The organism is Pseudomonas sp. LBUM1643 (assembly GCF_059716215.1).
Window position 1 is genome coordinate 3910608 of record NZ_CP166813.1, and the last position, 16104, is coordinate 3926711.

General features: G+C 56.8%; 17 protein-coding genes and 1 pseudogene. 13 read left to right on the forward strand and 5 right to left on the reverse strand.

The features are described from left to right. The first annotated feature begins 19 nt into the window (after nt 1-19). The 4 genes from ACA063_RS17485 to ACA063_RS17500 all read left to right on the forward strand — a co-directional run bounded on the left by ACA063_RS17485 (nt 20) and on the right by ACA063_RS17500 (nt 2433). A complete protein-coding gene (locus ACA063_RS17485; protein WP_497662677.1) occupies nt 20-697 on the forward strand; it encodes a DUF3313 domain-containing protein in 678 nt (225 codons plus the stop codon). Nucleotides 698-796: 99 nt separating this feature from the next. After that, on the forward strand, nt 797-1177 hold the full coding sequence (locus ACA063_RS17490) for a hypothetical protein (RefSeq protein WP_497666543.1): 381 nt from the start codon (nt 797-799) through the stop codon (nt 1175-1177). A 14-nt stretch (nt 1178-1191) separates the two neighbouring features. Then, nucleotides 1192-1650, forward strand: coding sequence for a glycine zipper 2TM domain-containing protein (locus ACA063_RS17495; RefSeq protein ID WP_497662678.1), 459 nt, complete (start codon nt 1192-1194; stop codon nt 1648-1650). A 111-nt stretch (nt 1651-1761) separates the two neighbouring features. Continuing rightward, nucleotides 1762-2433: a DUF3313 domain-containing protein gene (locus ACA063_RS17500; RefSeq protein WP_497662679.1), complete on the forward strand. Its 672-nt coding sequence runs from the start codon at nt 1762-1764 to the stop codon at nt 2431-2433. A gap of 128 nt (nt 2434-2561) precedes the next feature. Here the strand turns inward: ACA063_RS17500 and ACA063_RS17505 are convergent, their stop codons facing one another. The 3 genes from ACA063_RS17505 to ACA063_RS17515 all read right to left on the reverse strand — a co-directional run bounded on the left by ACA063_RS17505 (nt 2562) and on the right by ACA063_RS17515 (nt 4288). Beyond that, nucleotides 2562-3200 carry a helix-turn-helix domain-containing protein gene (locus ACA063_RS17505; protein ID WP_497662680.1) on the reverse strand — a complete coding sequence of 213 codons (639 nt, stop codon included), beginning with the start codon at nt 3198-3200 and terminating at the stop codon, nt 2562-2564. Beyond that, nucleotides 3197-3529 carry a type II toxin-antitoxin system HigB family toxin gene (locus ACA063_RS17510; RefSeq protein WP_497662681.1) on the reverse strand — a complete coding sequence of 111 codons (333 nt, stop codon included), beginning with the start codon at nt 3527-3529 and terminating at the stop codon, nt 3197-3199. The genes ACA063_RS17505 and ACA063_RS17510 overlap by 4 nt, the downstream gene beginning before the upstream one ends. Before the next feature lie 327 nt (nt 3530-3856). After that, on the reverse strand, nt 3857-4288 hold the full coding sequence (locus tag ACA063_RS17515; RefSeq protein ID WP_497662682.1) for a GFA family protein: 432 nt from the start codon (nt 4286-4288) through the stop codon (nt 3857-3859). A gap of 226 nt (nt 4289-4514) precedes the next feature. On the opposite strand from ACA063_RS17515, the gene ACA063_RS17520 reads away from it, so the two are divergent. From ACA063_RS17520 to gbdR, 4 genes and pseudogenes are all read left to right on the forward strand, one after another. Continuing rightward, a complete protein-coding gene (locus ACA063_RS17520) occupies nt 4515-4862 on the forward strand; it encodes a metalloregulator ArsR/SmtB family transcription factor (protein ID WP_497662683.1) in 348 nt (115 codons plus the stop codon). A gap of 44 nt (nt 4863-4906) precedes the next feature. Then, nucleotides 4907-5377: an arsenate reductase ArsC gene (locus tag ACA063_RS17525; RefSeq protein ID WP_497662684.1), complete on the forward strand. Its 471-nt coding sequence runs from the start codon at nt 4907-4909 to the stop codon at nt 5375-5377. A gap of 13 nt (nt 5378-5390) precedes the next feature. Beyond that, nucleotides 5391-6092, forward strand: a complete 702-nt coding sequence (gene arsH, locus ACA063_RS17530) for an arsenical resistance protein ArsH (RefSeq protein WP_497662685.1) — start codon at nt 5391-5393, stop codon at nt 6090-6092. Between the two features lie 42 nt (nt 6093-6134). Further along, nucleotides 6135-7029: pseudogene (gene gbdR, locus ACA063_RS17535) on the forward strand (choline metabolism transcriptional regulator GbdR); the annotation flags it as partial. A gap of 180 nt (nt 7030-7209) precedes the next feature. Here gbdR and ACA063_RS17540 read toward each other — a convergent pair. Both ACA063_RS17540 and ACA063_RS17545 read right to left on the reverse strand, forming a co-directional pair. Further along, on the reverse strand, nt 7210-7566 hold the full coding sequence (locus ACA063_RS17540; protein WP_497662686.1) for a DUF6124 family protein: 357 nt from the start codon (nt 7564-7566) through the stop codon (nt 7210-7212). A 473-nt stretch (nt 7567-8039) separates the two neighbouring features. Continuing rightward, nucleotides 8040-8489 (reverse strand): GNAT family N-acetyltransferase, encoded by a 450-nt coding sequence (locus ACA063_RS17545; RefSeq protein ID WP_497662687.1) that lies wholly within the window; start codon nt 8487-8489, stop codon nt 8040-8042. 403 nt (nt 8490-8892) lie between these two features. On the opposite strand from ACA063_RS17545, the gene ACA063_RS17550 reads away from it, so the two are divergent. The 5 genes from ACA063_RS17550 to ACA063_RS17570 all read left to right on the forward strand — a co-directional run bounded on the left by ACA063_RS17550 (nt 8893) and on the right by ACA063_RS17570 (nt 16015). After that, nucleotides 8893-9792, forward strand: a complete 900-nt coding sequence (locus ACA063_RS17550; protein WP_497630437.1) for a LysR substrate-binding domain-containing protein — start codon at nt 8893-8895, stop codon at nt 9790-9792. A 163-nt stretch (nt 9793-9955) separates the two neighbouring features. Continuing rightward, nucleotides 9956-11278, forward strand: a complete 1323-nt coding sequence (locus tag ACA063_RS17555) for an MFS transporter (RefSeq protein ID WP_497662688.1) — start codon at nt 9956-9958, stop codon at nt 11276-11278. Next, complete coding sequence (locus tag ACA063_RS17560; protein WP_497630439.1) at nt 11278-12537, forward strand: metal-dependent hydrolase family protein; 1260 nt, start codon at nt 11278-11280, stop codon at nt 12535-12537. Before ACA063_RS17555 ends, ACA063_RS17560 begins: the two co-directional genes overlap by 1 nt. Before the next feature lie 99 nt (nt 12538-12636). Next, nucleotides 12637-13926 carry an OprD family porin gene (locus ACA063_RS17565; protein ID WP_497662689.1) on the forward strand — a complete coding sequence of 430 codons (1290 nt, stop codon included), beginning with the start codon at nt 12637-12639 and terminating at the stop codon, nt 13924-13926. A 679-nt stretch (nt 13927-14605) separates the two neighbouring features. After that, a complete protein-coding gene (locus ACA063_RS17570) occupies nt 14606-16015 on the forward strand; it encodes a DUF1254 domain-containing protein (protein WP_497662690.1) in 1410 nt (469 codons plus the stop codon). Nucleotides 16016-16104: the final 89 nt, after the last annotated feature.

Here is a 16104-nt window from a genome sequence, read left to right on the forward strand (position 1 = left end):
CCAAGGAGCACACAGCACTATGAACCTGTCCCGAAATTTGCTGGTCGGCGCCGCGCTGACCGGGCTGCTGCTCGGTGGCTGTACCTCTAAAGTCACCGACAAGGAGCAGTACTCCGGCTTCCTGTCCAACTACAACAACCTGCAGGAAGTCTCCACGCCAAGCGGCGGCACGGCGATGCGCTGGGTGAGCCCGTCGTGGAATGCCAATGCGTATGACACCGTGGCCTTCAACAGGCTGGAACTGTATCCGGCCCCCCAACCCAACGAGCGGGTCAACCAGCAGACGCTTGATGACCTTCAAAACTACATGACCACCAAGGCCAAAGGCGTGCTGGGCCAGAAATACCGCGTGGTCTCAAGTCCGTCCGCGGCACCGGCCGGCTCGAAAACCCTGATCCTGCGCTCGGCCATCACCGGTGTGAACGCCTCCAACGAGGGCATGAAATGGTATGAAGTCGTGCCTGTCGCGGCGGTAGTCGGGGCTGCACAAGCGGCCAGCGGGCACCGGGATCAGGACACCAACCTGTTCATCGAAGCCGAGCTGATAGACGCCAAAACCAATCAGACCGTGGTCAAAGTGGTGCGCAAACTGTTCGGCAGCCAGTTGTCCAACGACAGCCAGAAGATCACCACCGCCGACTTCAAGGCTGCGATCGACAAACTCAACGCCGATATCTGGGCGTTCATCCGAAGCTGAGCCTCGCTTCAATCGCCAGCACTTGCCGGCGATTGAACACTCTTCAAGAAGAGGACATCCGACATGCAGATTTATTCTTCGAAATTACTGCGACCATTGATGGGCGCGGCGTTCGTGGCAAGCGTACTGGCGCTGACCGCGTGCGCAACGGTTGATGCACAGACAACCGCCTACGTCGGGGTTGAACACCCGGCACCTACATTGGCCAGCCAGGTCCAGGTATTACGGGTGGAACCCACGCGACCCAATGTGCGGCTGGGCGAAATCCTGATCGATGCCAGCATCGACCCTGCGCCCCCCATCACGGAAGTCGAACAGAAACTGCGCGAACAAGCCGCCACGCTCGGCGCCGATGCAGTGGTCGTCGTTTACGACCACATACAACCCGTCGCTGCCTACGTGACAGGCCCGCTGTGGAGTCGCGACATCGAAACGATCCAGGGCCGCAAGCTCAAAGGCATCGCCATTCGCTATCAATAAATGAGGTGCACAGAATGAAAACAATCCTGTCCTGGCTGACGCTTGTGTCGATGGCTGTGGTGATCAGTGCCTGCTCCGCGGTAGGCGCCAACAATGGCGGTGCCGGTGAAAGCGAGATTCGCGCGGGCAAGATCGAGCAGATATCGCTGACGCAGATGCAGACCAATCACGACAGCGGCGTCGGCGCGGTACTCGGCGGCCTTGGCGGCTTGGGTATCGGCAGCCTGATCGGTCGCGGCACCGGGCGCGATGTCGCCATGGTCGCCGGTGCGCTAGCGGGTGCCGCTGGCGGCAATTACATGGAAAAGAAAAAGTACGACCAGCCGGTGGAAGCGCAACAAGTCATCGTGCGGGTACACAGCGGTGTGCTGGTATCGGTGACCCAGCCGATCAATCCATCCTTGAGCAAAGGCATGAATGTTTACATCGAAGGCTCCGGTAATGAAGCCCGAGTGGTGCCGCAAGGCAGTTGAGCTTCGCCTGTGTCCCAAAGATTGGAGCTGCCGCCTGCTGTGATCTTTTGACTTGGCGTTTTCGATTATCTGACTACGCTTACGCAACTTACTCAAGGAGTACACCGCACCATGAACCTGTCCCGAAAACTGTTTATCGGCGTTGCATTGGCTACCCTGGTGCTCAGCGGTTGCACCTCAAAAGTTACCGAGCGCCAGCAGTACTCAGGCTTCCTGCCCAACTACAACAACCTGGAGGAAGTGACCACCACCAGCGGCGAAAAAGCCATGCGCTGGGTAAGTCCTTCGTGGAACCCGAATGCCTACGACACGGTGGTTTTCAACAAGCTGGAACTGTATCCGGCGCCGCAGCCGAGCGAGCGGGTCAACCGCCAGACACTGGATGACTTGCAGAACTACATGACCAATCAGGCCAAGGGCGTGCTCGGGCAGAAGTATCGTGTGGTGACGAACCCTGCTGCAGCCGCCGGTTCGAAGACCTTGATCCTGCGAGCCGCGATTACCGGAGTGAATGCCGAGAACGAGGGCATGAAGTGGTATGAAATAGTTCCGGTCGCGGCAGTGGTGGGCGGTGTTCAAGCGATAACGGGGCACCGTGATCAAGACACGGAACTGTTCATCGAGGCAGAGCTCATCGACGCCAGCAATAACCAGACCGTGGCGAAGGTGGTGCGCAAGGTGTTCGGCACCCAGCTGAAAAACGCCAGCCAAAACATCACCGCGAATGACTTCAAGGCGGCGATCAATAAATTGACCAGTGATCTGCAGGCATTTATCAGGTAGTTCGCCTTAAAGGAACGGCGAAGTGTTCGAGATCGCGCGCTGTGTAAACGTCCTTTTCCCCACGGGAGTGACGTATTCAATCGCACTGCGCGCGGCCTTGACGCCTTCCAGAGGAGCGAGCGGCAACCCTACTCCTTGAGCCGGGTTTTAACGGTCTTTTTATGCCCCTTGGAAACGACCTCTTTGTAGTTACCGGCATCGGGCTCTTTCGCGGAGCTTGCGAGCGCAGAGCTGCTGCGAACGCCATAACTGGAAGGGGTTTTCTTGACTGAGGAGCGAGCGGTTTCGATGTGAGCCGCCTCGGTCGGCGCCGAGGACACGAAAGCGCCCGGCTCCATCGCAAATCGATGAGCCAGGGCATAGGCCATCTTGTGACTGATGGGCCGATCCCCGTTCAGCACCTTGGATACCGCTGTTTTATCCCCTATTTCAGGGAGGTCAGAACCGGTGAGCCCAAGTGTCTCCATCAGATCCCTGATCAGTTGCACCGGCGAACACGTCGATTCAAAAGCGGCACTTGATTCACGAAACTGTTCGGAGTTTCGCTGGTAGGCGAGCATCTCGTCCTCGAGCTCAACGAGGATTTTCTCCTCCACCTTGCTCAGTTCGCGCCCGTCGGTGAGTTCATCGAGCAGGTCGGTCGCGCGCTTAAAGTCGGCGGGGGTCTTGATGCCGTGCACGAACTCGCTGCGCAGGCGCTCCAGCACCGCGGTCAACTCGCCAAGCGTGGCGATCACTGTTGGTATATCGGTGCGGCCTGCGCTCATCGTTTCATCCCTTTATTGCTTGCATACCAAACGTTGGCGGCGTCGTAATCAGCGTGCGTGTAAATGTGTTTGACGTAGAACTTCTGCCGGAAATAGTTAACGCCACCTATCACCCGCAGACTATTGCCGCCTACGTCAATCACGACCCAATTGGCCGCAGCTCTCGGCTTGAACAAGTCAATACCGCGCAGGCCGAACAGCTTTTGCAGGTCCGCGAACGATGTCGGCCGGGCCATCCTCAACAATCGCCGGCAACGTTCAAGGCCAGCCCTTTCGTTCGGGTATAAGATCGCCGCGTCGTCAAAACGCGATGGCGTGAGTATGTCCATGGGCTTCCTTGTCTATGGGTCGATGCTACTCTAGTTGTGTTTTTTGACAACCCCCTGTTTGTCGGTAGCATCGTTCAAAGATCATAGGTGAGCGTCAGGGCATGGATGGTGGTTGGCAACAGCCGCACATACGTTCCACATCCTCGGCGGGCCTGCCGGCGGGTTCGTCTGCTGTATCAAGCGGTGCGCAAAAAAGGCCACGGCCGCTGACGGCATGAGCGCGGCGCAAGCCTGATCATCGCCATGGACTGCCGGCAGAGGGATCGCGCAGCACGCCGATTCCTCTTTCGTTTTTGCTTGCCGGCGCGGGGACAAATCCCGCGTTTGTTACGGGTCGACTTGCAGCTCATGCAGCAAAAATTCAAGTGACTCCACGGCGGCGCAGTCACCTTTTTCAGAACGCAGTCCATCCCAGGGCATCGCATCGTCGGTGCAAAAATCGCCAATGCATTCCATGCTCAACGCGTCATCGAGCAGCCCGAGCGGTATCCAGAAATACGGCGACTGGCGAAGCACATTCGGCACGGTCGAGCCGCATTGGGAGCAAAAGTCATTTCGGTAGCCACTGGTTTTTTGCCAACTGCTGATCACGCCCTGCCCTGCTTCCCATCGAAAATCCCTCGCCCTGATCAGCGTGGCGAGATTGTGGCCGACACCCGTCTGCTTGCGGCACAGGGAGCAATGGCAGCGATAGAAAAATCGCGGTTCCACCTTCAGCGAAAAACGTACAGCGCCACAAAGACATTGCCCTGATGCCATGAATCTCTCCTTGAATGTTCACCGACATAAACCCTCCCCTGTGGGAGCGGGCTTGCCCGCGATGGACGTCAACGATACCGCGGATTGTCTGAATAACCACATCGCCCAGACATGTTTTGCCAAGGCGTAATGTCAGTCAGCGCAACAGGACTCCGGTCGGAAAAATCTTGCTTCAAACATATGGACATCCGTATATTCGACTATCCATATGCAATAGGTACCCGGGATGCTTACACCTCCAGAAGTCTTCAAATGCCTGGCTGACGAGACCCGCGCCCGCGCCACCTTGCTGATCGCCCACCAGGGAGAGCTGTGCGTCTGCGAATTGATGTGTGCCCTCGACGACAGCCAACCGAAGATCAGCCGCCACCTTGCCCAGTTGCGCAACAGTGGGCTGTTGCTGGACCGCCGTCAGGGACAGTGGGTCTATTACCGCCTCAATCCACAACTTCCCGCCTGGGTACACGAAATCCTGCAGGTGACGTTGCTGGCCAACGCCGACTGGCTGCAACACAACGCTGCACGTCTGCAGTCCATGGACGCACGGCCTGTCCGCGAAGTGGCCTGCTGCTGATTTTCTGTTGACCCCCTCTCGGCGCAAAAGCGAAGGAGCACCCCATGCGAGTCCTGTTCATGTGCACGGCCAATAGCTGCCGTAGCATCCTTTCAGAAGCCATGTTCAATCACCTGGCACCGCCGGGATTCGAAGCAGTGAGTTCCGGCAGCTTCCCCAAAGGGCACGTGCTGCCGCGTAGCCTGACCACACTGCAACAAGCCGGCATTTCCATCGAGGGTTTGAGCAGCAAAGGCAATGACGCGTTCGAGGACAACCTGCCGGACATCGTCATTACCGTGTGCGACAAGGCGGCCGGCGAAACCTGCCCGGTGTATTTCGGCCCGGCACTGAAAGCCCATTGGGGGCTGGAAGATCCCTCCGACGTGACGGGCGACGAAGCCGTGGTTGACGCCGCGTTCCGCGCCACGCTGGCGCACATCGAGCAACGCTGCATGGCGTTACTCGCCCTCCCCTTTAACAGCCTCAGCCGCGATGAGCTCAAGCACGAGCTGGATCGCATCGGCGCTCTCTAAGCAGGAAAAATAGATGTCAGAGCAACTGCCCCACCTTGATCTCTCCCTGTTCGATAACACACAGACCGCAGTGCGCCCGGACGGTCACAAGCCGCGCATCCTGTTGCTCTACGGGTCGACCCGAGAACGCTCGTTCAGCCGCCTGCTGGTCGAAGAAGCCGCGCGCCTGCTTGAGCAGTTCGGCGCAGAAACCCGCGTCTTCAATCCTTGCGGGCTGCCACTGCCCGACGAGGTACCGGTGGATCACCCAAAGGTGCAGGAACTGCGTGATCTGGTGGTGTGGTCGGAAGGTCAGGTCTGGTGTTCGCCGGAGCGCCACGGTGCGATGTCGGCCGTGTTCAAGGCGCAGATCGACTGGATTCCTTTGGAGCTGGGTGCGGTTCGTCCCACGCAAGGTAAAACGCTGGCGGTGATGCAGGTCTGCGGCGGCTCCCAGTCGTTCAACGTGGTCAATCAATTGCGCGTCTTGGGACGCTGGATGCGCATGTTCACCATCCCCAATCAGTCTTCGGTGCCGAAAGCCTACCTGGAGTTTGATGAAGCCGGCCGGATGAAACCGTCGCCGTTTTACGACCGCGTCGTCGACGTGATGGAAGAGTTGGTGAAGTTCACGGTACTGCTGCGCGACCGCCAGGGGTTTCTGACGGATCGCTATTCCGAGCGTAAAGAAACCGCCGAGCAACTGATGGCGCGTGTCAATCAGCGTTCAATTTGAGGCCCTGCATCCCCCCAACAACGAGCCAGATAATCTGGTTTTCTGTTGTTGGGTATATTCCCACTGATCTCCCTGGCGTCCGCCGTAGAACCCCTGCGCATGGCCAATCAATTATCGGGGCGGGCACTTGATGGAGAGCCTGTCTGGGCCAGTGACGGCGTGCGGATAACGCCGGATGCCTCGTGGAAAAACCCATCGGTGGCGGACACGGTCATCGTGTGCGGCGGCGTTGGCATCCAGAGCGTGATCACCCGCGAGCACATCACCTGGCTGCAATCCCTGGCGCGTCAATCCAAACGATTGGGCGGTGTGTGCACCGGCAGCTGGGCGCTCGCAAAAGCCGGGCTGCTCGACGGCTACGAATGCAGCGTGCATTGGGAATTTATGGCAGCCATGCAGGAAGCTTTCCCCCGCGTCAGCATCAGCGCAAGCCTGTTCACCCTCGACCGAAACCGCTTCACCAGCTCCGGGGGAACCGCGCCGCTGGACATGATGTTGCACCTGATTGGCCGCGATCATGGCCGTGAACTGTCCGCCGCCATCTCCGAGATGTTTGTCTACGAACGCATCCGCAACGAACAGGACCATCAGCGCGTTCCGCTCAAGCATGTGCTCGGTACTCATCAGCCCAAGCTGCAAGAGATCGTCGCGTTGATGGAGGCCAATCTCGAAGAACCGATCGACCTGGATAACCTGGCTGACTATGTGGATCTGTCACGTCGACAGCTGGAGCGGCTCTTTCAGAAATACCTGCACTGCACGCCGTCACGCTACTACTTGCGGTTACGTCTGGTTCGAGCGCGACAACTGCTTAAGCAAACATCCTTGTCGATGGTTGAGTTGGCGTTTGTCTGCGGTTTCGTGTCGACACCACACTTCTCCAAATGCTATCGCGAGTACTTTGGTGTGCCGCCGAGCGAGGAGCGTCCGGCGCAGAAATAAGTCGCAAGCCGGTAACGCTGGCGACGCTGCAGCAGTCATCTACCAAGCCGCTGACGGCACTCGACCAGGCACGAATCGAGTCGACGTTTGCCAGTGTCCGGATGATTGATCGCCGAGGACTATAAGCGGAACCGTTATTCGCGAACTCACGCTTACGAGTCCTCGGATCAATTTCTCAGGGCGGATCAATCTGATCCAGCACGCGATTCGCCGTGATCTCCGCCAACATGATGCTGTTGGAAATGCCCAGCAGCGTGTTGCGGTCGCCACCTTCCAGATGATCGACCAGTTGATGAACCATCACGTCGACCGAGGCCAGGGTTTCGACGAGGTAGACCATCAAGGTTTCGGTGGAGGTTTGCGGGTTTACGGTAAACAGGGTGCTGGGTGTGCGCGGGGTGGCTTTGATGTCGGCGGGTGAGGCGTAGTCGGCGTTGAGGGTGTGTTCGGGGGATTCGTTGAGGTTGTTAGAGGCGGGATTGGAGGGGGATGCCGAATCGGTTTCCGGGGGGTTGGGTGAATGCTTTTTCATGGCTGGAGTCCTAAATGGAGTGCCACCCCTCTTGCTGCTAAACGTAAAGGGAGGCAGCTGTACGCAGGTTAGCAGACCGGGGACCCAGCAAACCGGCGCGCCCGAAGGCGCCCTGCGCACAGCTACCATCAAGCGCGGCAATGCCTGCTGATAGAGCTTGTGCACTTCACTGGAAAACCACGAGCTGCTAAACCCGATCACTGATGAGCAGTGACGCGAATCAAGTTACCGATGGTCCCCAAAGCGCACAAGCCGGCGGATTCTGGCGTAACCGTAGGCAACGGCGCAAGGTTTCGTAGCTTTCATCTGGTAACTGTAGGAGCCGTTAAACAGGCGCTCTCAGGGGATGTTTAACGATCAGGTACGCACGGGATGGATATCGCTTGGATGGTCGTTGAAGCGCTCGAGAAACCAGTCGCTCTGACTGCGATGTTCAGCTTACATAAAGCGTTTCAAAAGTGGTTTCATCCTGATCACGTGGCATCGACCAATGCCTTCTCATGAGTCGCAAAATCATCTTGTACCGGCAGGAACCCGCAGCGAAGGTAAAACGCGGCGCCCTCTGGTGTATCCGTAGACAAGCGCACGACACGGAATCGCTGAGCCGCATATTCAAGGAGCTGCTGCACCAGCGCCCTACCCACGTTCTGCTCCCTTGCTGCGCGCGCGACATATACCCTGCGCAGCCTGCCGATGTCCGGTCCGGCATAGGGATCATATGAAAGACCACCGATGGCAATCAGTTGTCCGTTGCAGAACGTTCCCAAAAGGCATTCACCCGGCTGATCAAATCGAATGGAACCGTTTTCCCAATCGGCAACCAAGCGCGTCAGAAACCTGAAACCGTCCGCAATGGCCTCCGCTTCAAGTATCAGGATGTCGGGAGGCAGCGCTGAGAGTCGTCGTATTGCCAGTTCGTCCAATGACGTGACCTCTCGATGTCTCCTTGTTGACTTTGGAGCCCGTATAAAATCTCACCTGTACGCGCGGGGAACACTACGCCAGACCTGGAAGATTAGCGCTAGGGAGCATTTTTACAAACTGAGACCCCATTTGGAATCGCCCGTGACATATCACAATCAGCTAAAGACCGACGCTCGCCAATGTCTGATATCGGCCAATAATGGACCTTCGAAGCGTCCGCATCTTGGGAGTGATCTCACATTTCCAATCCAAAATCGCGGTAGTTCAATTCAACGATGCATGGGATTTAGAGTTCGTAAAAGTTACAGCGCCAGTACGTCCGTAAGCTTGTAGCATTGGCTTACGCTTCGACCTCTGTGGCCCCATCGAAGCCTCCATCCTGCGATACATCTCGGACGTACCATGCGTATAGAACCTCTTCCCCCGCTGCAAAACCTAATCGCATTCGAAGCCACCGTACGACACGGCAGCTTCACTCGCGCCGCGGCCGAGCTTCATCTGACACAAAGCGCGATAAGTCGGCAAGTTGCGCAACTGGAGGAGTTTCTTGGTCGTGCGCTGTTTCGGCGAGAGCACAAGCGTATTCATTTGACCGTGGCAGGTCAGATTTATGCTGAGGAGGTGCTCCGAGTACTGACGCATTGCGCAGAAGCAACAGCACAGGTCATTACACACACCGGAGAGCAGGAGTTGACCTTGGCCAGCTCAAGTGGTGTGGCTGCTTTGTGGCTCGGGCCTTTACTGGGTCGTTACTCTGATGAATTCCCCTCAGTGGAGATTCGGTTACGTGTTGTAGACGGTCTGGATTCACTTGTTCGTGCCGAATTCGACTTGGCTCTGTATTTCCTGCGCAAGCCATCACCGCCAGGGTTCGACAGCCGGTTACTGTTCGTCGAATCCGTGGGGGCCTATTGCTCGCCGGATTTTCTGAAGGGCGAAGTACTGGAACCGGAGCAGTTGACTGAGCACCGTTTGTTGATGCTGGAAGACGGGCAGCGCCAATGGCTTTCCTGGGCTGACTGGTTTAGTTACTACGGTGTTGATGCGTCGCTGATCCGCCAGCGCATGAGCGTCAACCACTATCCGGTATTGGTGGATTTGGCCATTGCCGGACATGGGATCGTATTAGGCTGGCGCCCGATGATCGACCGTCATCTGCGCTCCGGCGCGCTGGTTCCTGCGTGCAACGTGCATGCGGGTGCAGCCGGTGGCGGTTATTACCTGCTCAATCCCCAGGGACAGGTTCCCAGCCGCGCTGCGCGCGCGTTCGAGAAGTGGATGATGAGCACAATTGCAACTTAGCCCTTAACGTTTGCATGCGTCTGGCGCATGCAAATCTGCGTAATAAGCGTTTTCCGTCTTTTGAGGCTCCCTTTATTCTCAATCAAAGGGCACGAGACTCGATTGATCCACACCTATATCGACTCTCCTCCAATACTGCAGGGTCAATCCCTGCGCGTGATGCATGCAGGAGCCATTCGTGAACACTATAAAAATAAACACATCGACTACACACAACAAACAGGCGCGTCGCGCCATTGTTGCCACCGTAATCGGCAACGGTCTGGAGTGGTTTGACTTCACCGTTTACAGTTTTTTTTCGGTCATTATTGCTAAGGTATTCTTCCCCACCGATAACGAACTCACTTCTTACCTGATTGCCCTGGCCACATTCGGCGTCGGATTTTTCATGCGCCCTGTTGGCGGCATTGTCATCGGTGTTTACGGTGACAAGCACGGGCGCAAAGCCGCCTTGTCTCTGACCATCCTGCTGATGGCTCTCGGCACACTGATCATCGCGATAACCCCCAGCTATGCGCAGATTGGCCTCATGGCCCCCATACTGATCGTGTTGGCGCGATTACTACAGGGCTTTTCTGCCGGTGGCGAGATGGGGAGTGCCACGGCCTTCTTGATCGAGCATGCACCCGCCGGCCGCAAGGCATACTACTCCAGCTGGATTCAGGCGAGCATCGGTGTCGCGGTGCTGCTCGGCTCTGCGCTGGGCGCAGCGCTGTCGAGCTACCTGACGCAGGCACAACTGGAAAGTTGGGGTTGGCGCGTACCGTTTATCATTGGCACCTTGATCGGTCCAATCGGGTTCTACATCCGCAGCCGGATTGAGGAAACTCCCGCCTACAACGAATCCAAGCCTGTCGATTCTCCTCTGCGTGAGATATTGCGCACGTACCCGCGCCAGACCTTGATCAGCTTTTCGCTCGTGGTGCTTTGGACTGTCTGTACCTACGCCATTCTGTTTTACATTCCGTCGTACTCCACAAGAGTGCTGCAGCTGCCTTCCTGGATGGGGTTTTGTGCCGGAATGATGGGAGGCGCAGTGTTGATTATCGTCACTCCGATCGTCGGCGCGCTGGCAGACCGGTATGGCCGTCGTCCGTGGCTGCTGTGGTCGGCCTTGGCCATCTTCGTCACGGTATATCCGATGTTTGTCTACATCAACCAGATGCCTGGGCTGATTTCGTTACTGGTGTTCGAGTTAGTACTCGGCGTGCTAATCGCTGGTTACATCGGTTCGATACTCGCAGCCTTCGGAGAATTGCTTCCGACCCACGTGCTTTCAACAGGACTTTCGGTGGCATACAACGTCGCAGTGACGATCTTTGGCGGCTTTGCGACCTTCACCATCACCTGGCTGATCGCCCATACGGGCTCAAATGTCTCACCGGCCTTCTACATCATGTTTGCGGCGCTCATCAGCAGTATCGGCGCGATGCTATACCGCGACCATGAGCCTGCATTGCGCTCTACCCTGACGGGAGCTTACTAGTGAATACTCATACCTCTAACCGCTTGATTCTGCGCAACGGCCAACTACTCGACTTGCAGCAAGGCCGATTGATTGCCGGCCAGGAAGTGCTGATCGAGGGCGATCGGATTATCGCTGTACGCCCCCAAAGCAGGGTGCCCGAGGCTGGCGTACAAACCTATGACCTGAACGGCAAGACCCTCATGCCTGGCATGATCGATTGTCACGTACATGTGCTGGCGTCCAACGCTAATCTGGGCCTCAATGCACTACAACCGAATGCCATCATCATGTACCGAGCCCTGCCGATTCTCGAGGCGATGCTTGGCCGAGGCTTCACCACCGTGCGTGATGCCGGAGGCGCCGATTGGGCACTTGCCCGCTCAATCGAGCTTGGACTGGTTCCCGGGCCGCGGATTTTCGCTTCAGGCAAGGCGCTATCGCAGACGGGTGGTCACGGCGACATGCGCGCTCGGGGCTCGTTACTGCTTAACGAACCCTGCTCGTGCTGCTTCCGGGCCGGAGCCATCGCACGGATTGTGGACGGTGTCGACAACGTCCGCCTGGCTGTTCGCGAAGAGCTTCAGCAAGGGGCCAGCCAGATCAAGATCATGGCGTCTGGCGGCGTGGCTTCTCCCACGGACCCCATCGCCAATACGCAATACAGTGAGGCAGAAATCCGCGCAATCGTCGATGAAGCTGAAGCCGCCAACACCTATGTAATGGCTCATGCCTACACTCCCCGTGCGATTCGACGCGCCATTGAATGCGGCGTACGGACCATCGAACACGGCAATCTGGTTGACGCTGACACCGCCCGCCTGATGGCGGAGCGAAACGCCTTCGCAGTACCGACTCAAGTCACTTACGAAATGCTGGCGGAGCACGGTGCACGCTTCGGATTGGCGCAAGAGTCTGTCGCCAAGATCGAAGAAGTGCGCCTGGCCGGGCGCAATGCTTTGCGGCTTTTCGCCGAAGCGAACGTGCCGATGGGTTATGGCTCCGACTTGCTGGGTGAGATGCATGAGTACCAAACGCATGAACTGAAAATACGCGCCGAAATCCTGGGCAATCTTGCCGCCTTGCGAAGCGCCACAACCGTGGCTGCACAGATATTACAACGCGAAGGGGAACTGGGCTGTATCGCCCCAGGAGCGCTGGCCGACTTGCTGGTAGTCAACGGCAATCCGCTTACGGATATCGATTGCCTGATCGGTCAGGGTGAAAACCTGGTGATGATTATCCAGGACGGCAGTATTAAGAAAAACACACTTACGTAGTAGTTGCGAACCTGGGGGCTCCCCCCATGCAACGGATGCCAACAATATCGCAGCCATTGTGAGCTGCTACAGAACTCAGTGCATTCAGGAAATCAGTTAATGAAAAAGCAACTACAGAGTTTTGCTTTGGGTACGGCTGTGCTCGGCTCATTGTTGGGAACTGCGAATGGCGCCGGTTTCATTGAGGACAGCAAGGCAACTCTCGACCTGAGAAACTTTTATTACAACAGCGACACCCGTGATACACATAAGGCTACCGTCGATGAATGGGGGCAGGCATTCGTACTCAACGTAAAGTCTGGCTTCACAGCAGGCACCATTGGCCTGGGGCTGGATGTCATTGGCACCTATGCAGTCAAGCTCGATGCTTCCGGCCCTGGTGCTCTCTTTCCCCGTAAACAAGATGGCGAAGCGGTCGACGACTTCAGCCGTGGGGGCTTAACCGGCAAACTGCTCTTTGCCAAAACCGAAGCTCGTGTCGGAACGCTTCTACCGTCTTTGCCAGTGATCACCGCCAACGATGGCCGGCTTATGCCGCAGCTCTTTGAAGGCGCCATGGTTACATCAAAGGATATTGACAACCTTACCCTTACGGCCGGGCAGATCGAGCATGCTACCGGCCGGATGTCTAGTGATAGCACCGGCCTCGCAGTCGCAGGCGGTACACGCCAGAGCAATAAATTCCGCTTTGTCGGAGGGAACTACACCCCATTCGACAACGTGTTGCTACAGTACTATTTCGCCAATCTGGAAGACTATTACAACCAAAACTTTCTCGGCGCCATGCACAACCTGAAATTTGAAAGTGGGCAGTCACTCAAAACCGATTTGCGCTGGTTCAGGACACGTGGCGATGGGGCGAACGCCATGGGTACTACCGGTTACAGAACTTCGGGCTTCACAAAGAACGGCGACGGGGAGATTGACAACAATACCTGGAGTTCGATGTTTACCTATGGCGTGGGCGGCCATGCTTTTAGCCTCGGCTATCAGGAGGTCTCGGACAACAGCAACTTTGTCCAACTCAACCAAGGCAGTTTGGTTGATAAGGACGCGGGCGGCACTTCGCTGTACTTGATTACCGACCGCATGACGGCAAGCTTCAATTATGCGGGTGAACGCACGGTCCTGGGCCAGTACGGCTATGACTTCGCATCACTCGGCATGCCAGGCCTGACCGCCAACCTCGCGTACCTCAAGGGTGATCAAATCAAACAGATACGCGGTGCCGAAGAATGGGAGCGTGACTTTATTGTCGGTTATGTCGTGCAAAGTGGGGGGTTCAAAGGCGTTGGTGTTGCGTGGCGCAACTCCAGTTTGCGCAGCGACATAGGAGGCGATGTCGACCAAAACCGGATGACGGTAAGCTATTCCCTACCTCTTTGGTAAACATCGGTCGGCACGCTCAACTATTGACTTAAATCTATAGCGAACCAGTCATGCCTGTGGGTCGATTTAGTCGTAGTCTTCAGGTGCAGTTCCACTTCGCTGACAGCTTCCCTTCAACCGTTACCAGCATCGGTGAAGGTGGGACGGACTATCTATATTGGGTCGATTGCCGCCCTTCGCGATAGACCGCTTTTGGCCGATTTCTGCCTGTCGCTACCGGCCGCTATTGGCAGATTTCTGCCTTTCCGTCACTGGCAGCTATGGGTCGTTTTCAGCCAGTCGCGACAGGCAGAAATCGGCCAAAAGCGGTCAGTGGCTTAGGCTTAGGCTTAGGCGATAAGCTCCTCCGGATTAGTCCAAAGCACGCACACCAAAGGCCACGGCGACTGCTGCTGGGCAATCTCTAAACCCGAATGGCGAAGTGGTGCACGACGTGGCCTATGTCTAGGCGTTGCCGCATACGGCGACGGGCAAACTGCAAAAAAATAGGTTGCGTGAGCAATTCTGGGACTATCGTTTAGCCGAGAAGAGATGAGCCGTCGCGTGTTGGGCAACCTTGCTTGCGGTCGACTACGCTGAGAAGCGTCGCAAAATGCTTGCCCCGTCTGTTGCAGACCTCATCTTTTAGACAGAAGGATGAGCGGCGAGTACCCACTTCAACACTGTTGGGGTACACGAAATGTTGAACATCAATACACTTAAATCCATTACATCCGCTTTGGCATTACTCGCTCTTGCCCCATTGTCGACGGTGCATGCCCAATCAGCGATTACTGCTGAACAAGCGCACGCCATCGGCATCGATGCATACACCTATTTCTACCCGCTGTTGTCCATGGACATAACCCGTAAGCAGTTCACCAATATCGAACCTGGCAAGGAGTTTGGTAAAGGCCCGATGAATATGTTCGTGAGTGTGCCGGAATATCCGCCCGCCGATTTCAAGGGCGTAGTGCGCTCGAACTTCGACACGCTCTATTCCATCGCCTGGCTGGACCTGACCAGGGAAGCGCTGGTGATCTCCGCACCGGACACCGACGGGCGCTATTACCTCCTGCCGATGCTCGACATGTGGACAGATGTCTTTGCTTCGCCCGGCTGGCGGACAACCGGCACCGAGGCGGGCAACTTCCTGGTGACCCCACCTGGCTGGAGCGGAACCGTCCCGCAGGGCTTCACCCATCTGCCAGCACCAACGCCTTATGTCTGGGTCATCGGCCGCACCAAGACCGATGGGGCTGCGGACTACCCGGCAGTGCATAAGATTCAGGCTGGCTACAAGGTAACACCGCTCTCGCGCTGGGGTAAAAATACAGAGCCGGTGACGGTACAGATCGACCCAAGCGTCGACATGAAGACACCGCCAAAGACTCAGATCGACTCTATGCCTGCGGCCAAGTACTTTGCCTATGCCGCCGAACTTCTCAAGCTGCAGCCGCCTCACATCACCGACCAGCCAATCATCGCGCAGATGAAGAGGATTGGTATCGAGCCCGGCAAAAGCTTTGATATCGACAAGCTCGACCCGGCTGTGAAGCAAGCGCTTGAGGCTGTGCCCGCCGAAGCTCAGGCACTCATGAATTGGAAGCTGGCGACACTCGCCCGAGTCGCCAACGGCTGGTCAATGAACACCGATACTATGGGTGTTTACGGCAACTACTACCTCAAGCGTGCCATCGTCTCGCAGCAAGGACTCGGAGCCAACGTCCCCGAGGATGCGATCTATCCGCTCAATCTCGCCGACGACACGGGCAAGCCGCTCGAGGGTGCAAACAAGTACACGCTCCACTTCGACAAGGGCGCCACTCCACCGGTAAACGCTTTCTGGTCTGTCACGCTCTACGATAGTGAGGGCTTCCAGGTAGGGAACGTGCTCAATCGCTTTGCCGTCAGCAGCTGGATGCCGTTCAAGAGCAACGCAGACGGGTCTCTTGACCTGTACTTCCAACACGAGAGCCCTGGCAAAGACAAGGAAACCAATTGGTTGCCTGCGCCCAAAGGGGCGTTCAATCTGACGATGCGTCTTTATGGCCCGAAGGCAGACGCGCTCACTGGAAAATGGAATCCGCCTGCGGTTAAGCGGATGTAGATTAGAAGTGGTTCGATCCGATCAATTGCATAAAAGCGCATGTAGGGGGGGACAACAGGGGCCCAGCGACTTCATTACTCGCCCCCTCA